18 protein-coding genes are annotated in these 22,926 nt (G+C 72.4%); 10 read left to right on the top strand and 8 right to left on the bottom strand.

Annotated elements, in window-relative coordinates; genetic code table 11:
* Positions 1-99: 99 nt before the first annotated feature.
* Positions 100-2,607, bottom strand: a complete 2,508-nt coding sequence (hrpB, locus tag OHA19_RS30050; RefSeq protein ID WP_405752254.1) for an ATP-dependent helicase HrpB — start codon at positions 2,605-2,607, stop codon at positions 100-102.
* 55 nt (positions 2,608-2,662) lie between these two features.
* Positions 2,663-3,487 carry a class I SAM-dependent methyltransferase gene (locus OHA19_RS30055; protein ID WP_405711598.1) on the bottom strand — a complete coding sequence of 275 codons (825 nt, stop codon included), beginning with the start codon at positions 3,485-3,487 and terminating at the stop codon, positions 2,663-2,665.
* 399 nt (positions 3,488-3,886) lie between these two features.
* On the opposite strand from OHA19_RS30055, the gene rpsA reads away from it, so the two are divergent.
* Complete coding sequence (rpsA, locus tag OHA19_RS30060) at positions 3,887-5,398, top strand: 30S ribosomal protein S1 (protein WP_072483117.1); 1,512 nt, start codon at positions 3,887-3,889, stop codon at positions 5,396-5,398.
* Between the two features lie 98 nt (positions 5,399-5,496).
* On the opposite strand, the gene OHA19_RS30065 is transcribed toward rpsA, so the two are convergent.
* Positions 5,497-6,459: a right-handed parallel beta-helix repeat-containing protein gene (locus OHA19_RS30065; RefSeq protein ID WP_405752257.1), complete on the bottom strand. Its 963-nt coding sequence runs from the start codon at positions 6,457-6,459 to the stop codon at positions 5,497-5,499.
* A 476-nt stretch (positions 6,460-6,935) separates the two neighbouring features.
* Between OHA19_RS30065 and OHA19_RS30070 the strand changes: the two genes are divergently transcribed.
* The 3 genes from OHA19_RS30070 to OHA19_RS30080 all read left to right on the top strand — a co-directional run bounded on the left by OHA19_RS30070 (position 6,936) and on the right by OHA19_RS30080 (position 8,985).
* Positions 6,936-7,874 (top strand): PAC2 family protein, encoded by a 939-nt coding sequence (locus OHA19_RS30070; protein WP_405711596.1) that lies wholly within the window; start codon positions 6,936-6,938, stop codon positions 7,872-7,874.
* A gap of 39 nt (positions 7,875-7,913) precedes the next feature.
* Complete coding sequence (gene coaE, locus OHA19_RS30075) at positions 7,914-8,519, top strand: dephospho-CoA kinase (RefSeq protein ID WP_405711594.1); 606 nt, start codon at positions 7,914-7,916, stop codon at positions 8,517-8,519.
* 97 nt (positions 8,520-8,616) lie between these two features.
* Positions 8,617-8,985: a tetratricopeptide repeat protein gene (locus OHA19_RS30080; RefSeq protein WP_405721344.1), complete on the top strand. Its 369-nt coding sequence runs from the start codon at positions 8,617-8,619 to the stop codon at positions 8,983-8,985.
* A 35-nt stretch (positions 8,986-9,020) separates the two neighbouring features.
* Here OHA19_RS30080 and OHA19_RS30085 read toward each other — a convergent pair whose 3' ends face one another.
* On the bottom strand, positions 9,021-9,299 hold the full coding sequence (locus OHA19_RS30085) for a DUF6343 family protein (RefSeq protein ID WP_405711593.1): 279 nt from the start codon (positions 9,297-9,299) through the stop codon (positions 9,021-9,023).
* A 77-nt stretch (positions 9,300-9,376) separates the two neighbouring features.
* Here OHA19_RS30085 and OHA19_RS30090 point away from each other — a divergent pair, with 77 nt between their 5' ends.
* Positions 9,377-10,495, top strand: coding sequence for an ADP-ribosylglycohydrolase family protein (locus OHA19_RS30090; protein ID WP_405711591.1), 1,119 nt, complete (start codon positions 9,377-9,379; stop codon positions 10,493-10,495).
* 66 nt (positions 10,496-10,561) lie between these two features.
* Here the strand turns inward: OHA19_RS30090 and OHA19_RS30095 are convergent, their stop codons facing one another.
* The 3 genes from OHA19_RS30095 to OHA19_RS30105 are packed head-to-tail and all read right to left on the bottom strand — an operon-like array spanning position 10,562 to position 14,593.
* Positions 10,562-11,659, bottom strand: a complete 1,098-nt coding sequence (locus tag OHA19_RS30095; protein ID WP_405752260.1) for a tyrosine-protein phosphatase — start codon at positions 11,657-11,659, stop codon at positions 10,562-10,564.
* A 39-nt stretch (positions 11,660-11,698) separates the two neighbouring features.
* Positions 11,699-13,690 carry a hypothetical protein gene (locus tag OHA19_RS30100; RefSeq protein ID WP_405711587.1) on the bottom strand — a complete coding sequence of 664 codons (1,992 nt, stop codon included), beginning with the start codon at positions 13,688-13,690 and terminating at the stop codon, positions 11,699-11,701.
* Positions 13,691-13,696: 6 nt separating this feature from the next.
* Entirely contained in the window at positions 13,697-14,593 is an 897-nt protein-coding gene (locus tag OHA19_RS30105) for an SGNH/GDSL hydrolase family protein (RefSeq protein WP_405711586.1), read from the bottom strand.
* Positions 14,594-14,786: 193 nt separating this feature from the next.
* Between OHA19_RS30105 and OHA19_RS30110 the strand changes: the two genes are divergently transcribed.
* Both OHA19_RS30110 and OHA19_RS30115 read left to right on the top strand, forming a co-directional pair.
* Complete coding sequence (locus tag OHA19_RS30110) at positions 14,787-15,998, top strand: PucR family transcriptional regulator (RefSeq protein WP_405721341.1); 1,212 nt, start codon at positions 14,787-14,789, stop codon at positions 15,996-15,998.
* Between the two features lie 67 nt (positions 15,999-16,065).
* Positions 16,066-16,761 (top strand): class I SAM-dependent methyltransferase, encoded by a 696-nt coding sequence (locus OHA19_RS30115; RefSeq protein WP_405711584.1) that lies wholly within the window; start codon positions 16,066-16,068, stop codon positions 16,759-16,761.
* A gap of 30 nt (positions 16,762-16,791) precedes the next feature.
* On the opposite strand, the gene OHA19_RS30120 is transcribed toward OHA19_RS30115, so the two are convergent.
* Positions 16,792-17,139, bottom strand: coding sequence for a hypothetical protein (locus OHA19_RS30120; RefSeq protein WP_405752263.1), 348 nt, complete (start codon positions 17,137-17,139; stop codon positions 16,792-16,794).
* Between the two features lie 237 nt (positions 17,140-17,376).
* Here OHA19_RS30120 and OHA19_RS30125 point away from each other — a divergent pair, with 237 nt between their 5' ends.
* The 3 genes from OHA19_RS30125 (at position 17,377) to OHA19_RS30135 (ending at position 22,849) form a co-directional block, all read left to right on the top strand.
* Positions 17,377-18,408: a slipin family protein gene (locus tag OHA19_RS30125; RefSeq protein ID WP_405752266.1), complete on the top strand. Its 1,032-nt coding sequence runs from the start codon at positions 17,377-17,379 to the stop codon at positions 18,406-18,408.
* Positions 18,409-18,608: 200 nt separating this feature from the next.
* Complete coding sequence (locus OHA19_RS30130) at positions 18,609-21,548, top strand: DEAD/DEAH box helicase (RefSeq protein WP_405752269.1); 2,940 nt, start codon at positions 18,609-18,611, stop codon at positions 21,546-21,548.
* The gene (locus OHA19_RS30135; protein WP_405711577.1) at positions 21,545-22,849 is read left to right on the top strand and encodes an SWIM zinc finger family protein; all 1,305 of its coding nucleotides are present in this window, start codon (positions 21,545-21,547) and stop codon (positions 22,847-22,849) included. The genes OHA19_RS30130 and OHA19_RS30135 overlap by 4 nt, the downstream gene beginning before the upstream one ends.
* Positions 22,850-22,926: the final 77 nt, after the last annotated feature.

Here is a 22,926-nt window from a genome sequence, read left to right on the forward strand (position 1 = left end):
CCGACTTCCCCAAGTTCTCGGCTTCGCTCGAGCAGGGGAGACCCCATCGCGTTGCCTCAATCCTCCGCCTTGCGATGCACGCACCCCAGCCCCGCTCCTTCACCCGCGCTGCCTGCCGCCGGGCCTCTTCGTGAACCGGGTCGCCTCCACCGTCGTGGGGTCCTCCGGCCACGGATGCTTCGGATAGCGGCCGCGCAGCTCCGCACGTACGGCCCGGTAGCCGTCCCGCCAGAACGACGCCAGATCGGCGGTGACGGCGGCGGGCCGGCCGGCCGGGGAGAGGAGGTGGACCAGGACCGGCACCCCGGCCACCCGCGGGGTCTCCCGCAGACCGAACAGTTCCTGGAGCTTCACCGCGAGCACGGGCTGCGCCCCGCCGTACTCCACCCTGATACGGGAACCGCTCGGCACCTCGATCCGCTCCGGCGCAAGCTCGTCCAGCCGGGCCGCCTCGCCGGTCGCCCACGGCAGCAGCCGCCGCAGCGCCTGCCCCGCGTCGATCCGCGCCAGATCGGCGCGCCGCCGGGCCCGGGACAGCTCGGGCTCCAGCCACTGCCCGGTACGTTCCAGCAGCGCGTCCTGCGACACGTCCGGCCAGGGTTCACCCAGCTCACGGTGCAAGAACGCGAGCCGCTCCAGCAACTGCTCGCTCTCCCGCGTCCAGCGCAACAGCGCCGTCCCTTCGCGCCGCAGCCCCTCGACCAGCGCCTCGCGCACCGGTCCGGGTGCCGGCTGCTTCAGCGGGCGCACTGACAGCTCGACGGCGCCCAGCCGCTCCACCCGGCGGGCCACCACGTCGCCGCCGGACCAGTGGACCTCCTCGCCCGCGAACCGCAGGTGACCGGCGGCCGCCCGCGCCGTGTCCTCGTCGATCACAGCCGCGAGCCGCACCCGCGCGGACGCCGAGTGCGCCGGCCGGTCGGCCACCGCGACCGCCAGCCACGGTGCGCTGCGCAGCCCCGAACCGTCCCGCAGCTGGGCACCCGTCCCCGACGCCATCAGGAACGCCCCCTCGCCCCGGGCCCGCGCCACCCGCTCCGGGAACGCCAGCGCGGCCACCAGACCCACGGCCGCGTCGTCCGGCCCCGACCCCCCGCCCGCGTCCGCGACGAAGGAGGACAGCCGCCGCACCTCCTGGCGCCACCGCGCCGCGTACCCGTCGCCGCCCCGCCGGGCGGTGCGCAGCGCGGCCGCCAGGTCGTCCCCGTACTCCCTCGGCGGTTCCTCGCTCAGCAGCGCCACGACCTCGGCCGCCCGCCGTCCGCCCACCTCGGCGGCACCGTCCAGCAGCGCCCGCGCCAGCCGCGGATGCAGGCCGAGCCGTGACATCCGCGTACCCCGGTCGGTCACCCGCCCGTCCGCGTCCACCGCGCCGACCGCCGTCAGCACCTCGCGCGCCGCGCTCATCGCACCCGCGGGCGGCGGGTCGAGCAGCGCAAGCCCGGAGGCGTCCGGATCGCCCCAGCATGCCGCCTGCAACGCGAACGCCGCCAGGTCCGCGACCTTGATCTCCGGGGACGGGAACCGGGCGAGCCGTCCGTCCTCCGCCTGCGCCCAGCACCGGTACACCGCCCCGGGCGCCTCCCGCCCGGCCCGGCCCGCCCGCTGTCTTCCCGCCGCCTGCGAGGCCCGCACCGTCGTCAGCGCGCTCAGCCCCCGCGCGTGATCGGTACGCGGCTCCCTGGCCAGCCCCGAGTCCACCACGACCCGCACACCGGGCACCGTGAGGGACGACTCCGCCACCGAGGTCGCCAGCACCACCCGCCGTCCCTCGCCGGACGACCCGGCCAGCACCGCGTCCTGCACCGCCGCCGGAGCCCGCCCGTGCACCTGGAGCACCTCGGCGGCCACCCCGGCCAGCTGCCCCGCCACCCGGCCGATCTCGCCGACGCCCGGCAGGAAACACAGCACGTCGCCGTCCCGCTCCGTGAGTGCCCGGCGCACCGTCGCGGCGACATGCGTCAGCAGCGCCGGATCGACCCTCATCCCGTGCGGCGGCCGCACCGGAGCGGCCGGCGGCGCCCAGACCACCTCCACCGGATGCGAGACACCCTCCGCCTCGACCACCGGGGCCTCGCCCAGCAGCCGTGCCCAGCCCTGTGCGTCCGTGGTCGCGGACGCGGCGACCAGCCGCAGATCGGGCCGGATCGCCTGACGTACGTCGAGCAGGAACGCGGCGACCGTGTCCGCGTCCAGATGCCGCTCGTGGCACTCGTCGATGATCACCGTGTCGATCCCGGCCAGCTCCTGGTCGCGCTGGAGCCGCTGGAGCAGCACACCGGTGGTCACCACCTCCACCACCGTGTCGCGCCCCACCACCCGTTCCCCGCGGACCGTGAACCCCACCCGGCCGCCGGCCCGCTCCCCGACGAGCCACGCCATCCGCCGCGCCGCCGCCCGCGCCGCGATCCGCCGCGGCTCCGCGACCACCACCCTGCGCACCGGACCGCCGCCGGCCAGACCGGCCAGGACCAGCGGCACCAGAGTCGTCTTGCCGGTGCCGGGCGGCGCGCACAGCACCGCGACGCCGCGGTCGTCGAGCGCCCGCTCCAGGGCGGGCACAGCGGTGCGTACGGGCAACTGGTCCAGGGCGTCGGTACGGATCACGCCCCCAGTCTCGTACGACGCGCCCCCGCTCCCGTACCCCGGTCCTGGTACCGGATCAGTCCCGTTCGCAGACGAAGACCGCCGTGCCCGGGATGAGGTTTCCGCGCAGCGGGGACCAGCCGCCCCACTCCTGGTGGTTCCAGGCGGGCCACTCCGGCTCGACGAGGTCGACCAGCCGGAACCCGCCGGCCACCACGTCCCGAACCCGGTCGCCCAGCGTCCGGTGGTGTTCGACGTACACCGCCTCGCCCCGCTCGTCCTGCTCCACGTAGGGAGTGCGGTCGAAGTAGGAGGCCGCGACCGAGAGGCCCTCCGGCCCAGGCTCGTCCGGGAACGCCCAGCGGACCGGATGCGTCACCGAGAAGACCCAGCGGCCCCCGGGACGCAGCACCCGGTGCACCTCGCGGAACACCTGCACGGGGTCGGCGACGAACGGCACCGCGCCGTAGGCGGAGCACGCCAGGTCGAAGGAGCAGTCCCGGAACGGCAGCACCCCGGCGTCCGCCTCCACCAGCCGGACCGCCGGCACACCGCTGCCGCCGATCCGCAGCGCGTGCTGCAGCTGCCGGTGCGAGAGGTCCAGGGCCACCGGGCGGGCGCCCTGCGCGGCGAGCCAGCGCGAACACTGCGCGGCGCCCGCGCCGATCTCCAGGACGTCCAGGCCGCGCAGCGATCCGGCGGGGCCCAGCAGACCGGCCTCCGCCTCGTCGAGCCCCTCCGGACCCCAGACGAACCGGTCGTCGCCGAGGAAGGCGCCGTGGTCGCTCTGGTACTCGTCGGCGTTCCGGTCCCACCAGCCGCGACTGGCCCGGCTGCTCTCGGCCTCCGACGCGTCGCGGCGCGTCGCCTCGGGTTCGGCCGGGTAGATCTCTTGGCTCATCGTGTCCGTCGTTGTAGTTTGCCTTCACCCCGCCGCACGCGGTACATGCCTGGGGGCATCTGTGGGTACGGCTCCCGTGCCCATGGAATGTCTCCCGGGGCCGATCTGGCCTCGGGGAACACGAGTTGTGCCGGATATGAGCCGTTGCGCCCCCGGTGTGCGCCTTCGCGCATTGACCGTGCCCGGCTGCCCCCGTATGCTACAAGTTGCGCCGCGAGCCTGCGCGCCTCAGACCTAGCAGGCCGCGCTCGCATCTGTTGTATGTCCCCTCGGTTCACGAGGCGTCTCCCGCCCAGCGGGTTCGGTGCTTCCCGAGCTGTCCGGCTTCTGCAGAGGTGATACGGGCTCCCGGCGTAGCAGTACCTACGACTCACTGTCCGTACCGGAGCCCTTTCCCACATGACGAGCAGCACCGAGACCACCGCCACCACCCCGCAGGTAGCGGTCAACGACATCGGTAACGAGGAAGCCTTCCTCGCCGCGATCGACGAGACGATCAAGTACTTCAACGACGGCGACATCGTCGACGGCGTCATCGTGAAGGTCGACCGGGACGAGGTCCTGCTCGACATCGGTTACAAGACCGAAGGCGTCATCCCCTCCCGCGAGCTTTCGATCAAGCACGACGTCGACCCGAACGAGGTCGTCAAGGTCGGCGACGAGATCGAGGCCCTGGTTCTCCAGAAGGAGGACAAGGAAGGCCGCCTCATCCTGTCCAAGAAGCGCGCTCAGTACGAGCGTGCCTGGGGCACGATCGAGAAGATCAAGGAAGAGGACGGCATCGTCACCGGTACCGTCATCGAGGTCGTCAAGGGTGGTCTCATCCTCGACATCGGCCTCCGTGGCTTCCTGCCGGCCTCCCTCGTCGAGATGCGTCGTGTCCGCGACCTCCAGCCCTACGTGGGCAAGGAGCTCGAGGCCAAGATCATCGAGCTGGACAAGAACCGCAACAACGTGGTTCTGTCCCGCCGTGCCTGGCTGGAGCAGACCCAGTCCGAGGTTCGCCAGACGTTCCTCACGACCCTGCAGAAGGGCCAGGTCCGCTCCGGCGTCGTCTCCTCGATCGTCAACTTCGGTGCGTTCGTGGACCTCGGCGGCGTCGACGGTCTCGTGCACGTCTCCGAGCTGTCCTGGAAGCACATCGACCACCCCTCCGAGGTTGTCGAGGTCGGCCAGGAAGTCACCGTCGAGGTTCTCGACGTCGACATGGACCGCGAGCGCGTCTCCCTGTCGCTCAAGGCGACGCAGGAAGACCCGTGGCAGCAGTTCGCCCGTACGCACCAGATCGGGCAGGTCGTTCCCGGTAAGGTCACCAAGCTCGTTCCGTTCGGTGCGTTCGTGCGCGTCGACGAGGGCATCGAGGGCCTGGTCCACATCTCCGAGCTGGCCGAGCGCCACGTGGAGATCCCGGAGCAGGTCGTCCAGGTCAACGACGAGATCTTCGTCAAGGTCATCGACATCGACCTCGAGCGTCGTCGCATCAGCCTCTCGCTGAAGCAGGCCAACGAGTCCTTCGGTGCCGACCCGGCCTCGGTCGAGTTCGACCCGACCCTGTACGGCATGGCCGCGTCCTACGACGACCAGGGCAACTACATCTACCCCGAGGGCTTCGACCCCGAGACCAACGACTGGCTCGAGGGCTACGAGACCCAGCGCGAGGCGTGGGAGACGCAGTACGCCGAGGCGCAGCAGCGCTTCGAGCAGCACCAGGCCCAGGTCATCAAGTCCCGCGAGGCCGACGAGGCCGCTGCTGCCGAGGGCGCTGCCGCCCCGGCCGGTGGCGCCCCGGCTGCCTCCGGCGGCAGCGGTGGCGGCTCGTACTCCTCGGAGTCCGCGGACAACTCCGGCGCCCTGGCGTCGGACGAGGCCCTGGCTGCCCTGCGCGAGAAGCTGGCGGGCGGCCAGAGCTGACGCTCTGCACCCCCTCCGGTCGATGATCGACCGCAGTAGCTGAAAAGTGAGGCCCGCTCCCCCCGGGGGAGCGGGCCTCACTCGTTTCCGTGGCGCGGTTACGGTGTGACGGCGATGTTGGTCAGCCCCTTGCCGCCGGTCACCGTGTTGCTGCTGCGGACGGTGGTCGGGCAGTTCGCGCCGTAGTTGGTGACGTTGATCGCGAGCTGCTTGTCGCCCTTGGAACCGGTCAGGTCCGAGGTGTTGTCGCGGAAGACGGTGCCGCAGCCCCAGCCGCTCTGCTGGGTGTGGGTCTCGTAGCCGTTGTTGGTCGTACGGGAGCCCTTGTTGCCCTCGACCAGTACGTCGTCGCCCTTCACATCGACCCAGGAGTCGTCGTAGTTGGCGCCGGTCAGCCCGCTGCCGTCGAAGGTGTTGCCGATGATCCTCGCCCCGGTGGTGCCCTCCTTGATGTCGACGTTCTCGCCGCCGACCCCCGGGCCGATCGTGTTGTCCAGGATCTGGACCCCGTCGCTCCGGTCGGAGAGATCGCCGGCCGTGCCGACGTAGACGCCCTCGCCCATGCCGCGGCCATCGTGCCCGGTGTCGTAGATCCGCGAGTTCTTGATGACACCGTTCTTGCTGGACTTGCGGAAGTGGACGCCCTCCATGTCCAGGTCGTGCACGGTCACCGAGTCGATGACGACCCCGGTGGCGGTGTCGGCCATGATGCCCTTCTGGCCGCCGGTGACGGTGATGCCCTTGACGGTCCAGTAGGAGGCGCCGTTGAGGTGCAGTCCGTAGCCCCCGCCGGCCGTGAGGATCGCCCTGGCCGAGCCGGTGAGGGTGATCCGGGCGGAAGCGGTTCCGGGGACGGTCGCCTTGAAGTTGCCGGTGTACGTGCCGTCGGCGAGCCGGATGGTGTCGCCGGGGGCCGCGGCGGTGAGGGCGGACTTGAGCTGGGCGGCGGTGCTCACGTCGACGACCGTTGCCGCATCCGCCGTGGTGGCGGAGGCGAGGGCGAGGCCGCCGGTGGCGAGCGCGGTGGCCAGCAGGGCCGGGAGGAGCGTGCGGGTGCGCATGGGGGTGCCTTCCCGTCGAAGGAGTTCGAGGTTCTCGTACATGAATGTGGGGCGAGTCTCTGAACGCTCTGCCCAGTGACGGTAGGGACGGGGTGCGGCGGTGTCAATGTCTGGACCAATGCTTCGCACGGTCGCACGGCCCCGCAGGTCGCGCGTTCGGCCGGTCGGCCGGGTGGGCAGGGGAACACCTGTGTGGTGCGCGGGAAACTGACGACCCGTTGACCGGCCGTGCGCGGATCCGGCCTTCTCGGGCCGGCCGTGAACTCGGCTTACCCGCCGAGGTGTTCACCGACATGAACGCCAACGCCTTTGTTCCCGGGGGAGAGCGGGCGCCTGCCGCGGGAGTCCGTCGTGGGAGCCGCACCCGGGTTCTCGCCTCGGATCCCGCATGAACAGGGGGGTGAAAGGGCAAAGTCCGGGAATGCATGTGCCCTGCCGGACGTTCTTCTCGAGGAACACGAGGAGGAGCGGTAACCGTGCCTGATCCGCAGAGTTTGTACGAATGGGAGCCGAAGGGCCTGGCCGTCGTCGACATGGCGCTCGCCCAGGAGTCGGCCGGCCTGGTCATGCTCTACCACTTCGACGGATACATCGACGCGGGCGAGACCGGCGAGCAGATCGTGGACGGCCTCCTCGAAACGCTGCCGCACCAGGTCGTGGCGAGCTTCGACCACGACCGTCTCGTCGACTACCGCGCACGGCGTCCGCTGCTGACCTTCCGGCGTGACCGCTGGGCCGCCTACGAGACCCCGACGCTCGACGTCAGGGTCGTGCAGGACGCTACCGGAGCGCCCTTCCTGCTGCTGTCCGGGCCCGAGCCCGACGTGGAGTGGGAGCGCTTCGCCGCCGCCGTCGAGGAGATCGTCGAGCGCCTCGGCGTCCGCCTCGCCGTGAATTTCCACGGGATCCCGATGGGCGTCCCGCACACCCGCCCCGTCGGCATCACCCCGCACGGCAACCGCACGGACCTCATGCCCGGCCACCGCAGCCCGTTCGACGAGGCGCAGGTGCCCGGCTCCGCAGAGGCCCTGGTGGAGTACCGGCTGATGGAGGCCGGACACGACGTGCTCGGTGTCGCCGCCCATGTACCGCACTACATCGCCCGCTCCGCGTACCCGGACGCCGCGCTCACCGCTCTGGAGGCGATCACGGCCGCGACCGGCCTGGTCCTGCCGAGCGTCGCGCATGCGCTGCGCACGGAGGCCCACCGCACCCAGACCGAGATCGACCGGCAGATCGACCAGGGCGACGAGGAGCTCGTGTCGCTCGTCGAGGGCCTTGAGCACCAGTACGACGCCGTCGCCGGATCCGAGACCCGGGGCAACCTGGTCGCCGAGCCGGTGGATCTGCCGTCCGCCGACGAGATCGGCCTGGAATTCGAGCGGTTCCTCGCGGAGCGTGAGGGGGACGCCTGACCGCCCCCGCCGCCCACCCCTCGTACTAGGCTGCCGGGCATGCTGAAAGTGGGCCTGACCGGTGGGATCGGCGCCGGCAAGAGTGAAGTGTCACGGCTGCTCGTCGGATACGGAGCCGTGCTGATCGACGCGGACCGGATCGCCCGCGAGGTCGTCGAGCCGGGGACACCCGGGCTCGCGGCCGTCGTCGACGCGTTCGGCTCCGGCATCCTCACGGCCGACGGCACCCTGGACCGGCCGAAGCTCGGCTCGATCGTCTTCTCCGACGCCGACCGGCTCGCCACCCTCAACGCGATCGTCCACCCCCTGGTCGGCGCCCGTTCCGCCGAGCTGGAGCGGGCCGCGGGCCCCGACTCGGTCGTCGTCCACGACGTTCCCCTCCTCACCGAGAACGGCCTGGCGCCGCTCTACGACCTGGTCGTCGTCGTGGACGCGAGCCCCGGAACCCAGCTCGACCGGCTCGTACGGCTGCGCGGCATGACCGAGGCCGAGGCCCGCTCCCGGATGGCCGCCCAGGCCACCCGGGAGCAGCGACGGGCCGTGGCGGATCTGATCATCGACAACGACGGACCGCTGGAGAACCTGGAGCCGCAGGTCCGCAAGGTCTGGTCGGAGCTGACCGGGCGGGTTGCCGCGGCAGGCTGACCCGGCACCGGCCGGGATCCGGAATACCGGACCGCGCCCGGACGTTGAGGACCCGATGACGAGTCGAGAACTCGGTGACGAAGGGATGGACGAGACCGTGCCCGAGAGGACCCCGGAGACCGACGTCATCGACTTCCGCGCGGCCGAACAACTGCTGGCCGCGCGCGACCCCCGTGGCGCGGTGAAACTGCTGGATTCGGTGATCGCGGCCCATCCGGAGAACACCGCGGCCCGGCTGCTGCGCGCCCGCGCGTTCTTCGCCGCCGCCCAGCTGCGCCCCGCCGAGCTCGAATTCGAACTCGTCCTGGAGCGCGAACCGGACAACGCCTTCGCGCACTTCGCGCTGGCCCGTACCTTCGAGCGCTCCAACCGCCCGGACCGGGCGGCCCGCCACTTCCGGCTGGCCGCCGCGCTCGACCCGAACCCGGAGTATCTGAAGGCGGCCCGCTTCCCGGTCCAGGACTGACGCCCGGAGCCGGGCGGGCGCACCCCCGGCCCGGTTCAGTGTCCGTACCTGCCGCGCCCGCCGTGGTCGGGTTCGTACGGCGGGATGTCGCGGCCGGGCTGGTAGTGCGGGCCCTGGTGGATGTGGTGGACGATCACCGTCAGATCCACCAGGACCAGCAGGAGCAGCAGGCCGCAGGCGGCGGCCCAGCCCGGCCGGCCGGTCAGGGTGAAGGCGGCCAGGCCGAAGACGGCCCAGGCCAGCCCCCATAGACTCAGCCAGAGCCGCAGCCGCAGTGGACTGCGGGCAGTCGTCGGTTCATTGCCGGTACGCATGGCGATCGCCTCTCCTACCAGGATGGACCCGCGACGGCGTTTTGGGGCATGTCGACGTCGGATTGAGGAGATCGTGCGTGAACGGCACATCGTGGGAGGACCGTACCGGCCGCAGGGCGAGGGTCCGGGGCTGTCTGCTGGGCGGGGCGATCGGGGACGCGCTGGGAAACCCGGTGGAGTTCCTCTCCCTGGCCGGTATCCGTCGCGCGCACGGTGAGCACGGCGTACCCGGGCTCCTCCCGGACGAGGAAGGGGTCGTCGGGCGGGTCACGGACGATACGCAGATGACCCTGTTCACGGCCGAAGCGCTGATCAGGGCCCACGCCCGGGCGGCGTCGAAGGGGATCGGCGGTGCCGAGACCGCTCTGGTGCGGAACGCCTACCTGCGCTGGCTGGACACCCAGAACCACCCCGCGCCGCCCGTCGCGGGCGGTGACAGCCCGATACGGACCGGCTGGCTCCGGCAGCAGCCCTGGCTCTACGCGCGCCGGGCGCCCGGTAACGCCTGTCTGACCGGGCTCGCCACCGGCCACGTCCCGGAACCGACGCACCGGCTCGGTGAGCCCGGCCCCGTCAACACCGGGTCCAAGGGGTGCGGCACGGTGATGCGGTCCGCCCCCTTCGGGCTGGTGGGCCAGGATGCCGGGGAGAGCTTCCGGCTCGCGTACTGGTGCGCGCAGATCACCCACGGCCATCCGACCGGTGCGTACGCTGCCGGGGCCCTCGCCGCGATCGTCGCGCATCTCCTGGAGGGCGACTCGATGGCGGGTGCCGTGCTGAGGGCGATGGAGCTGCTGCGCCACCACCCGGGGAACGAGGAGACGACGAAGGCGCTGCGGGCCGCCGTCGACCTGGCCGCGGAGGGCGCGCCGACGGGCGAGAAGGTGGAGACGCTGGGCGCGGGCTGGGTCGCCGAGGAGGCCCTCGCCATCGCGGTGTACTGCGCTCTGGTGCTGCCCGGCGCCGATCAGGTGGCCGGGGCACTGCTGCTCTCGGTCAACCACTCGGGCGACAGCGACTCCACGGGAGCGATCTGCGGCAATCTGCTCGGCGCACGCCACGGGGACGTACACCTTCCGCCGTCCTGGCTGGTGTCGACCGAGGGCCGCGCGGTGATCACCGAGCTGGCCGACGACCTGTGCCTGGAGTTCGAGCACGCGGTGGCCTGGCCGGACGGACGGTACCCGATGTGCTGACGGGTGGCCGTCCGCCGCTGGACGGCTGGGACACCTCTCGTCGGCACACCGGGGACCGGCGGCGCGTCAGTCCGTCAGCAGCTTGTTGCGCAGCGCGGCCACCATCGCGTCGTCGATCTTCAGACCCTCGCGTACATAGGTGTCGAAGTCGCCGTACAGGTCGTCCGCCTCGTCGAACGCCGCGCGCAGCCAGCTCAGTTCGACCGCCTTCGGGTTGCCCAGGTAGTCGTTGCTGGCGAGGAAGTCCGCCTCGACGGTCTCGCGCGGGACGCCGAGCAGGGTGAGCAGGACGGCGGTGCTCCAGCCGGTGCGGTCCTTGCCCGAGCTGCAGTGGAAGACCGTCGCGCCGGAGTCGTTCGTGGCGACAGCCGTGAGCAGGTCGCGGAAGGCGTAGTCGGCGCCGACGAAGTTGACCATGAACGGGTAGCCGATGGACTGGCCGAGGTCGGACGAGCCGGAGAACAGCCCGGCCGCGATGGCCTCGGCCAGCGTCATCAGGGCCGAGTCGTGGAAGCGGATGCCGTGGCTGAGCGACACCACATCGGCGACCTGGTACTTCACACCGGCGGGCAGCCGGTCCGGGTCGTCGTGCCGCTCTATCGCGTTGCGCAGGTCCACGTCGAGGGTGAGGCGCTGGGAGAGCAGGCGCTGCTGCTCGGCGTCGGTGAGCTTGTTGATCTTGTTGGAGCGGTAGACCAGACCCGGGCGCACCCAGCGGCCGTCGGTGGTGCGGTACCCGCCGATGTCCCGGAAGTTGCGGGCGGACTCGATCCCGAGCGAACGGTCGGCGACGACGAGCGGGGAGCCGCTGTCCGGCACCAGCCGGAAGTACCAGCGACCCGCCTCGGCGAGGGCTGCGGCGGGGACGGTCAGCGAACCGGTGCCGGGGGCGGTGCCCACCGGGGTGCCGGTGGTGGCGTCGGGGGAGGTAACGGCGGTGACGGTCACCGATCCGGCGGCGGAGGACCAGGAGAGCGTGTAGCCGCCGTCCGCGGTGCGCCGGGCGGTGGCCGCGGTGAACGGCACGGCGGCGGCCCGCGTGCTGGCCTCGGCGCTCGCCGCGGGTGCGCCGGCGGGCGTGGCGGCGAGGGCGGGCGGTACGAGGACCGTACCGGCGAGCAGGACGGCCGCGACGGCTGCCTGGGTGATGCGGTGCGTGCGCATGGTGCTCCTTGTCTGCATCCCTGTCGGGGGTGGGGGGTGTCAGGAGGCGGGGACGGCTGTGCACGGCGTGGTGCCGCAGACATTGATGACACGGCCGGTGGTCAGGAAGGTGGCCTTCTGCTGACGCGCGGCCGACGAGTTGCGGGGGTCCGAGTGCGGGTCGTGCCCGTACTGCGGCCCGGCGGGCGGGGTGTTGGTGAGCGGCGGGCTGGGCGTGCCGCTGTCCCAGACCGTCATCGCGGAGCCCCGGTAGGGCAGTTGATCGCGGGTAACGGTCCCGATGCCCCAGTACGGGACGGTATCCGGGCTGCGGCCTTCCGCCAGCGCGGGTGTGATCAGCCGGGCGCCGATGGTGCGCGCCTCCACGTCGGCCGCCGCGTTCGCGACCTGGTGGTCGCCGTACGCGATGTGCATCAGTACCTGATGGCGGTCGGTGAGGTGGCCCGCGTACGCGTTCGTCTCGCCGCGGTCCCACACCATCTGGAACAGCTGGAGGACGAGCTGCTGGCGCAGCTTGTCCGGGTAGGAGAGGTCCAGGACCTGCTGGAACGGTGCGAAGTCGGCGCTGCGGTTGAGGAGCAGGCCGTAGTTCATGCCGGTGACGCCGAGGACCCCGCGCCGGATGTCGGGCGAGGCGGCCACCAGCGCGCCGCCGAGGATTCCGCCCTGGCTGTTCCCGTCGTACCCGATGCCGTGCCGGATGTCGACGAGTGGGCGGCCGTCCGTGTCGCGGAAGGCCGCGTCGGTGGTCAGGCCGTCGGTGTGGATCAGGGCACGGGCGAGGAAGAGGGCGTTCAGCATGCCCTGTTCGCTGCGTTCGGGGACGGCGGGGAAGAGGTTCGGGTCGGCGAGCGCGCCGAGCACCACGGGTATGTCCTCCTCGGCCATCCCGATCCAGTCCGTCGCGCAGAACGTGAAATCGTGCTCCGCCGCCATCGCCTTGACATTGCCGGCGCCGACCTCGGAGCGGCGGCCGAGGAGGCCGTGCCCGTAGAGGGCGGGGTGCGAGGGGGTGCGGAAGGCGGCACGCGGAATCTCGCAGCGGAACGTGGCGGTCTGGGTGTTCGACGGGAGCCGTCGCGGCAGGCCGTCACGGCCGCGGTGCAGTACGGAGCCGGGCGGGCCGCCGGGCAGGTTCAGATAGCTGGGCACGCTGATCCGGCCGGTCACCTCCCGGGCGATCCGGGGGTCCTGCTCGGCCGTGAAGTCGGTGACCTCGGTGATGGTGAACGCGGGGGAGCGGCTGCCCAGCCGGCGGAACGCGTCGTCGCGGACGGTGAAGAGGTCACCGGTGAGACTTCGGGCGCTCGCGACGGTGAAGTCCCAGGCCAGATACAGACCTTCGGACCGGACCCCGGCCCCGCGCAGAGCCTTCAGGGCCGGGCGGAGCTGACGCTGCCGGGCGCGCAGGGGATGCCCGGCGGGCAGCGGCCCCCCGGCGACGGCGGCGAACGGCTCGGCGGCGGGGAGGGTCCGTCCCACCCCGTCCTTGAGGTTCCGCAGGGCGACGGCGTAGTGGTGACCGTCGCGGAAGTTGCGTGCGGGGTGGATCAGCAGGGCCCGGCGTGTGGGGTCGGTGGCGTTGGAGTCCGGCTCCGCCCAGTACGGCCACCGCTCGCCGGTCCGGGTGTCCAGCAGCACGACGGGGGCGTCCGGGGCCAGCGAGCGGCCGATGTCGGTGATCGGGGCCGCGCCGGTCGCCGCCGGGTCGAGGCCGGGGACGTGCGCGATCAGCGTCGAGCCGGGGGAGAAGCCGTCGGACCGGTTCCAGGCCGTCGGGTCGATGGGCCGGCCGGCCGTGGCGCGCGGCAGCATGGCCGTACCGAAGGCCACCCGGCGGCCGGTGTCGGTGGCCGGGTCGGGCCGGGTGTACCAGTCGTTCGGGAACGGCAGCAGGCACTCGACGGGCGCCAGCGGGTCGCAGCCCGGCCCGGACCGCCCGGCGGCCCCTGCCGGGTGGGTGTCCGGGACGAGCAGGGCGGCGGCGCCGAGCGCCGCCGCCAGCAGCCCGCGCAGCAGGCGATGGAGCAACGCCGGTCAGCTCCCCTGGAGGCGCGCGCCGATGATGGCGGCGTAGTTCGCCTCACCGTTCCGGTTGGGGTGCAGCGGGGCGGCGGCCGCGGTCGGCACGTAGCCCTCGACCCACTTGTCCGACGGTGCCTGGCAGGAGTCGTGGCCCTTGCTGGGCGCGGCCAGATCGATGTACTCGGCCCCGTGCGCGGCGCTCTGCTCGGCGATCACCGCGTTCATCCGGTCGACACTGCCCTGGAGGAAGTCCGCGTCCACCGGGAGGACCGGCTGCAGCGGCCAGCAGCCGCCGGGCTTGATGTACAGGCCGTACCCCGTGACGACCACCCGGGCCTGCGGTGAACGCTGATGGATCGAGTCCAGTACGACGCCCAGCTTCGGCGCGAACTCAGCGATGCGCTGCCCCACCTGGTCCACGCCGCCCTCGTTGTACTTCTCCTTGCACGGGGTGGCGTTCGGGTCCAGGGTGGTGCACTTCTGCGCGATGCCGACCAGACCGGCGTCGTTGCCGCCGATGGTCAGCGTCACCAGGTCGGTGTCGGGGCGCAGCGCGTCGAACTGGGGCGGCGCCGAACCCATCGGGATGTCGAGCAGCGACAGCGACTGCTTCTCGGTCATGTGCTTGGAGGCGGCGCCGCTGCACGTGACGTCGGTCAGCGAGGCACCGAGGCGATCGGCGAGTTCGTGCGGGTAGTTGTGCGTGGAACGGCCACAGGCCAGCGGCCCCGTGATGTCCGGGATGAGCGGTCCCGAAGCCATGGAGTCGCCGAGCGCGACATAGGACGTGGCGTCGTCCGCACCGGCGGCGGATGCCGGGACCGCACCGGTCCCCACGGCCAGACCGGCCAGGGCGAGCGCGCCCATGATGTTCCTGACGGGGCGACAGATGCCCTTGTTCTGCGGCATGTTCACGGAATCCTCCGACGGTGGGGGGCGGAACGTGGCATGGCGTGTGACGCCGGTCATCATGCAGACTCAACTGCCGTCGTTTAACTGGTGGGTAACGCAGACTTCTGCGGGGGAACTTGTGACGCGTGACAATCGTCCGCTCGTGATCACGGGGGAGCGGGGTGTCCCGGGCGGGCCGGAGGGCCGGCCGCTGTCCATCGCCGGGCGTCCGGTGGCCGCGCAGCTGCGCGCCCGGGTCCCGGCCCTGACCGGCCGTGTCGTCGCCCGGCTGCTGGCCGATCTGCCGGTCTACGCCGATCTGCCGCACGAGGAGATCTCCGGCGACATCGCCGATATCGTCCAGCACAATCTGCGGCTCTTCGCCGACGTCGTCGAGCACCGCCGCCCCGCCACGGACGCCGAACTCGCCCAGCAGCGGGACTCGGCGGCCCAGCGCGCGGAGGAGGGCGTGCCGCTGGACGCGATCCTGACCGCCTATCAGGTGGGCACGGCGATGTGCTGGCAGGAGGCCTCGAAGGGGGCGCTGCCCGGCGATCTCGCCACCATTCTGGAGATCATGGACCGCATCATGGTCCTCCAGCAGCAGCTGACCTCCGCCGTCAGCAGCGCATACCTGGAGGCCCGGCAGATCCTCGACAGCCAGGAACACGGCGGCCGGCACGCCCTGATGGCCGCGCTGCTGACCGGTGAACCCCTGGACCGCTTCACCCATCGCACCGGGCTGCGCCCGGCCGCCCGCTACCTCACGATGACGCTCGCGCTCGGCCCGCACCCCGACGAGCTGAACCAGTCACCGGGGCCGGGCGCGGGCGTCGCGGCCCGGCGCAAGATCCGCCGGGTCCGCACGGCCCTCGACCACTTCGCCGGTACGCCCGCACTCACCGCCCTCGACGCCTCCGGCGGCACGGTGCTGCTGCCGGCCGCCGATCCGCCGCCGTGGCACGGACCCGGCGGCCTCTGCGAGCTGATCGAGGAGGCGACCCGCGCTGCCGGTGTTCCCATCACCGCCGCCGCGGAGACCGCCGGACCGGAAGCGGTGCCGGCCGCCGTGGCACGCAACACCGAGATCGTCGATCTGATCGCCCGTACGGGCCGGCCGCCCGGCCTGTACCGGCTGGCCGATGTCCTGCTCGAATACCAGCTCAGCCGGCCCAGCGAGGCCCTGGACGGGCTCGCGCAGCTGCTGCGGCCGCTGGAGGCGAAACCGGAGCTGCTGCGCACCCTGGAGACGTATCTCGAACTGGGCCTGGACCGGCGGGCCACCGCGGCCGCCCTGCACATCCACCCCAACACCGTCGACTACCGCATCCGCCGCATCGACCGGCTGACCGGCCTCTCCCCGGCCCGCCCGGCCGACCTCCAGCACATCAGCGCGGCACTGGTCGCCCGCCGCTCGGTGTGAGCGGTGTCCGGTGGCGGGAGGGATCCGCGGCCGGAACCACCGTCAACGGCCGTTCGTTCGTCGGTACATGAGCGGACAACTGGTGCGTGAGGGTTATTCAGGGACGGGTCCCGGCGCGATCACGCCGGACGGCTGCGCGGTCGAGCTGTACAGACGGCTGTCCGTCGGCGACGAACCGGACGTGATCGCGGCGGCGGTGCCCGCGGGGGCGAGCATTCTGGAGCTGGGCTGCGGTGTCGGCAGGATGACCCATCCGCTGGTCGGGCGTGGCTTCGAGGTCACCGCCGTGGACGAGTCGGCGCAGATGCTGGAGCACATTCGAGGCGCCCGTACCGTGCGCAGCCCCATCGAGTCGCTGGATCTCGGCGAGGAGAGGTTCGACGTGGTGATGCTGGCGTCGTTCCTGGTGCACGCGGGCGAGGACCGGGTGCGTGACGGACTGCTGCGGACCTGTCGCAAGCACGTCAAGGACGGCGGCGTGGTGCTCTTCCAGCGCGAGGGCGCCGACTACCACACCGACCTGCCGCGGGAGAGGACCGATCCGGCCGGATACACCGTACGGATCGTCTCGGCGGAGCCCGTGGGGGACGGGGTGGACTCGGTGCGTGCCGAGTACGTCTTCGACGACGCGCGATGGACCCAGACGTTCCGGTCGAGGGAGCTGTCGAGGGAGCAGTTCGAGGGGCATCTGGAGGCGGCGGGCCTGACCGTCGACCGGTATCTCACGGACGACGGGATATGGGTGCGTGCCGTGCCCGCGTGACCGGCGGGCCGTGCCGGACGCGGTGCCCGGTCAGTGGACCGTGGTGTAGCTGCGCCACGGCAGGGCGGAGAGCCCGTTGACGTCGCTGAGCGTCGTCGCGAGATACGTCGTCCCCGGGCCGGTGCAGTTGCGCGTGCGGTACAGGATGATGTCGACCAGGGTGCCGTTGCTCACCGCCTTGGCGCCCGAGGGGGCGAGCCGGTGGCAGCCCTTCACGGACGGGCTGTTGACCATGATCACGGTGCCCCGCTCGGTCGTGTAGGTGATCGGCCCGACCGCGGTGCGGCCGAGGCCGGAACAGCCTGCGACGGTGAGGGTCAGGAGCGCGGTCCCGGCTGCGATGCCGAGGCGGCGGCGTCGGTGAGCGATCACGGGCATGGGCGGGTCCTCGTCTACCGGGTACGTGTTGTCGCTGGACACCCTGCCCGCTCCGCGGCGCCCCGGCATCCGGTACGCGGCCGGGCGGGGGGACGGTCGCCGAGGCGGTGGCCCGTCCGTGTTCATGTGGTGGCGCGTCCGTGTTCATATTGATTGAGACTGGGCATACCGTGGTAATAGCGGCGAATCATATGATTCGTTCGCCTTCGGTCAGTCTCCGGCTCTCAGGGGGCCGTCATGGTCCAGGATCTCGTGATCGCGATAGTGGCGGCGGTCTCGGCGGGCGCGCTGTATCTGGCTGCGGCGGCCAAGGTCGTCAAGCAGTACGAGCGGGGCGTCGTGCTGAGGCTCGGCAGGCTCCGCGACGACGTGCGAGGACCCGGGTTCACCATGGTGATCCCCGGCATCGAGCGGCTGCGCAAGGTCAACATGCAGATCGTGACGATGCCGGTGCCGGCACAGGACGGGATCACCCGGGACAACGTCACGGTGCGGGTGGACGCGGTCATCTACTTCAAGGTCGTCGACGCGGCGAGTGCCGTGATCCAGGTGGAGGACTACCGGTTCGCGGTATCGCAGATGGCACAGACCTCGCTGCGGTCGATCATCGGCAAGAGCGATCTGGACGACCTGCTGTCCAACCGCGAGAAACTGAATCAGGGCCTGGAGCTGATGATCGACAGCCCCGCGGTCGGATGGGGCGTGCAGATCGACCGGGTGGAGATCAAGGACGTCTCGCTGCCGGAGACCATGAAGCGCTCCATGGCCCGGCAGGCGGAGGCCGACCGTGAGCGGCGGGCCCGGATCATCAACGCGGACGCCGAGCTCCAGGCGTCGAAGAAGCTCGCGGAAGCGGCGGGGGAGATGTCCGCCCAGCCGGCCGCGCTCCAGCTGCGCCTGTTGCAGACGGTGGTGGCGGTCGCGGCGGAGAAGAACTCCACGCTGGTGCTGCCGTTCCCGGTGGAGCTGCTCCGCTTCCTGGAGCGGGCGCAGCAGCCCGGCCAGCAACAGCAGCAGCCCGGCCAGCAACAGCTGACGCCGCCCCCGCCCCCGCCGGGCGCCGCCCAGCCGCAGCGGCCGGCGCAGCCACAGCGCCATGCGCAGGCGCCCCGCCCCGCCCCGCCGCAGCGTCCCGCGCAGGCCCAGCGTCCCGCGCAGGCCCAGCCGCGACCACAGCAGCCGACGGCCGCGGCGCCCGCGCCCATGCCCGTGCCTCCGGACGCTGTTCCCGCCCGGCCGTCGCGTCCGAAGCCGCTGGCCAAGCATTGAAGCCGCCGGCCGAACGCTGCCATGCGCTGAAGTTGCGGGCCGAGCGTGGCCATGCGCTGAAGCCGCTGGTCAAGCGCTGCCATGCGCTGAAGCTGCCGGCCGGGCGCTGAAGACCGGTTGTCAGACCCCCCGCCTAGACTCGCAGGAGTCATGAGGATCAAGGCGATCAAGAAGATCGGCGCGGGAGGGGAGGGGGACCGATGACAACGGCACAACACCAGCTGGACGCCTCCGCCGTCCGTCTCCTGCGCTGTGCCGCCGTGTTCCTGCCCGCACCGCTGCCGAGGGACGGGAGCGTCGCCTTCTGGGATCCCGACGGCGGTCGCCTCCCTCAGCCGGGCGACCTCTGCGCACACTCCGCGGACCCGGGGAGTCCGGCACCCGGCGCGCACACGGCGGAGATCACCGTCGTCCGTCGGCACGGGCGGGGCGACGGCGTTCGCCGGCATACGGTGCCCGCGGTGCTGCTGCCCGTCGCCGACGCTCTGCCGCTGCTGGTGCGGGCCCGGCACCAGGAGTCCGCCCATCCCGCCACGCGCTGCTGGGGTGCCGCCGCGCTCCTGGCGCTCAACCTGGCGGCGCGCGGCAGGCTGCTCCCAGGGCTGACGGGCGACGACCACGATGCCTGGCGGGCCGGGCCGCGCGATGCCGAGGACATCGCCCACCTCCGGGCGATCGCCGCCGCCATGCCGCCCGAGGGCCACGCGGTCCCGCTGCCGGATCTCACCCCCCTCCGGCTCCCCGACTCCCAGTGGCTGCTGGGGTCCTTCCTCGACGCGGCCGCCGACACCCTGCCGCGCACCCCCGCGGCGGCGTACGCGATGGGCGCGCCGTTCGCGGCCCGTGAGGCCCAGCACCTGCCCGGAGCCCGTGACTGGGCGGTCGAGGTCGCGTCCGGGCTCGACGCGGGTGTACGGGTGTCGCTGCGCCTGGACCTGTCGGCGTACGAACTCTTCGACACGGCCGACGCGTACGACACCTCCGACGCCGCTGGTTCCGGCGGGGCCGATGCCACCGGCCTTGGCGCCGCACGACAGGCCGCCGCGGCCATCACCCAGGTGCACAGCCTCGCCGACCCGACGTACGTCACCGACGCCGCCGCACTGTGGAACGGCGGGGCGGGCGAGCCGTTCGGCCCGCGGGCCAGGATCGACGCCGTCCTCGCCCTGCGCCGCGCCGCCCGCGTCTGGGCGCCGCTGGAGAGACTGCTGGACCAGCCGGTGCCCGATGTGCTCGCCCTCGCGGAGGACGAGCTGTACGAGCTGCTCGGCGACGCCGGGGCCAGGCTGGCGGCGGCCGGGGTGAGCGTGCACTGGCCCAGGGAGCTGGCCCGTTCACTCACCGCCGCCGCCGTCGTGCGGCCCGCGCCCGGCTCGGCCACCGACGGCACCTCCTTCTTCGACGCCGAGCAGCTCTTCGCCTTCAACTGGCAGTTGTCGCTGGGCGACGAGCGGCTCACCGAGGCGGAGATGGACATCCTCGCGGAGGCCCACCGACCGGTGGTGCGCCTGCGGGACCAATGGGTCGTCGTCGACCCCGCGCTCGTACGCAAGGCACGCAAGCGGGAGCTCGGCCTGCTCGATCCGGTCGACGCCCTCGCCGTCGCCCTGACCGGCACCGCCGAGGTGGACGGCGATCAGGTCGAAGCGGTACCCGTCGGAGCGCTGGCCGCGTTCCGCGAGCGCATCACCGCGGACCACACCGCCATCGCCCCGCCGCCCGGCCTCCACGCCACCCTGCGCGACTACCAGCTGCGCGGCCTGGCCTGGCTGGACCGGATGACCTCGCTCGGCCTCGGCGGCTGCCTCGCCGACGACATGGGCCTGGGCAAGACGATCACCCTCATCGCTCTCCATCTGCACCGCGCCCGTCCCGCGCCCACCCTCGTGATCTGCCCCGCCTCCCTGCTGGGCAACTGGCACCGGGAGATCAACCGCTTCGCTCCCGGTGTCCCCGTGCGCCGCTTCCACGGCACCGACCGCACACTGGCCGGGTCCGACGGCGGCTTCGTCCTCACCACGTACGGCACGATGCGTTCCAGTGCCGCGCAACTGGCCGGCCACAGCTGGGGGCTGATCGTCGCCGACGAGGCCCAGCACGTGAAGAACCCCCAGTCCTCCACGGCGAGGGCGCTGCGCACCATCCCGGCCCCGGCCCGGGTCGCCCTCACCGGCACCCCGGTGGAGAACAACCTCTCCGAGCTGTGGGCCCTGCTCGACTGGACCACTCCCGGACTGCTCGGCCCCCTCAAGGCGTTCCGCGCCCGGCACGCCCGCATCGTCGAGAACACCGGCACGGCCGCCGGGCTCGCCAACGACGAAGCGGTCGAACGGCTCTCCCGGCTGGTCCGGCCCTTCCTCCTGCGCCGCAAGAAGTCCGACCCGGGCATCGCCCCCGAGCTGCCGCCGAAGACGGAGACCGACCACCCGGTCTTCCTCACCCGCGAACAGGTCACGCTCTACGAAGCGGCGGTCCGCGAGACGATGGCGTTCATCGAGGCGTCGGAAGGCATCGCCCGGCGCGGCCTGATCATGAAGCTGCTGGCCTCGCTCAAGCAGATCTGCAACCACCCCGCGCAGTATCTGAAGGAGGAGCCGACCCGCCTCACCGGCCGCTCCGGAAAGCTCGCCCTGCTCGACGAACTCCTCGACACGATCCTCGCCGAGGACGGCTCGGTCCTGATCTTCACCCAGTACGTGACCATGGCCAGGCTCCTGTCCGCCCACCTCTCCTCGCGCGGCGTCCCCTCCCAGCTCCTGCACGGCGGCACACCGGTCGCCGAGCGGGAACGGATGGTGGACCGCTTCCAGTCCGGAGAGGTCCCGGTCTTCCTGCTCTCCCTCAAGGCCGCGGGCACCGGACTCAATCTCACCAGGGCCGCGCACGTCATCCACTACGACCGCTGGTGGAACCCGGCCGTCGAGGAACAGGCCACGGACCGGGCGTACCGCATCGGCCAGACACAGCCCGTGCAGGTGCACCGGCTGATCGCGGAAGGCACCGTCGAGGACCGGATCGGTGAGCTGCTGGAGGCCAAGCGGGCCCTGGCCGACACGGTCCTCGGGACCGGCGAGGCCGCCCTGACCGAGCTCAGCGACCGCGATCTGGCCGACCTCGTCTCGCTCCGGAGGCCGGCATGAGCCCCCGACCGCACACCGGCCACGACACCCGTCCCGTCGCACGCCCGCGCCCCGGCCCCGACGACCTGCGGCGCACCTTCGAGGCCGTACCGCCCCGCACGGGCGACGGCGACGAACCCTTCGCGGACAGCTGGTGGGGCCGTGCCTGGGTGGCCGCCCTGGAATCCCTCTCGATGGACGAGGCCCGGCTCTCCCGCGGCCGCACCTACGCCGACAGCGGCAAGGTCGCCGCGATCACCGTCACCCCCGGCCGGGTCGTCGCCTACGTCCACGGCAGCCGCCCCCGTCCCTACCGCTGCGAACTGCGGCTGCGGACCCTCGCCGACCCCGACTGGGACACCTTCCTCGACGCGGTCGCGGCCCGGCCCGGCCACCTCGCCGCGCTGCTCACCAAGGAGATGCCGCACTCGCTGGCCGACACGGCGACCGAGGCCGGCATCGCGCTGCTGCCCGCCGCGGGGGACCTCGACCCCGGCTGCTCCTGCCCGGACCACGGCTGGCCCTGCAAGCACGTGGCCGCCCTCTGCTACCAGATGGCGCGACTCCTGGACACCGACCCGTTCGTCCTTCTGCTGCTCCGCGGCCGGGGCGAACGGGAACTCCTCGAAGAGCTGGGCCGCCGCAACGCCGCCCACTCCGCGCGGGAACGCCCGGAGGCTCGTGCCACCCCCTCCGGGCCGGCCCGCGAGGCCCTCGCCGACCGCTATCTCCCGCCGCTCCCCGCCCCGCTTCCCGTGCTGCCGCACCCCGCGCAGCCGCCCTCGTACCCGAGCCTGCCCGGCGCACGGGACCCGCTCGCCCTCGACCACCTCGCCACGGACGCGGCGGCCCGCGCACACGCGCTGCTGACCACCGGTCTGGACCCGCTCGCCGGACTCACCCCCTGGCAGGACGCGGTGCGGCTGGCCGCGTCCCGGCCCACCGCGGGGCTCACCGCCACCACCCGTGCCCTCTACCGCGAGCTGGCGTACGCCACCGGCCGCACCACCACTGACCTGGCCCGGGCGGTCGCGGCCTGGCGCCAGGGCGGTGCCGGAGGGCTGGCCGTCCTCGAAACCCCCTGGGATCCCCCGGCCGGCCCCTTCGACCGGGCCCGCCCCGCACTCGCGGCCGCCGGTTTCCCCCGCTTCCAGCCCCGGCGCAACCACCTCACCCATCCCGGCGGCACACTCCAGCTCCGCTTCGGCCACGACGGCCGCTGGTACGGCTACGAGTCCGAGCCGGGCGAGGACGACTGGTGGCCCCGCGCCACTCCGGACACCGACCCGGTGAGCGCGCTCATCGAACTCAGCGGGGGCTGAACCCCGGCCGGTCAGGTCCGGGCCGGGGTTCAACGACTCCGCGGATGAACGGGCCGGGGTTCAGCAGCTTCGCGGAT

The organism is Streptomyces sp. NBC_00012 (assembly GCF_045040875.1).
Classification (GTDB): domain Bacteria; phylum Actinomycetota; class Actinomycetes; order Streptomycetales; family Streptomycetaceae; genus Streptomyces.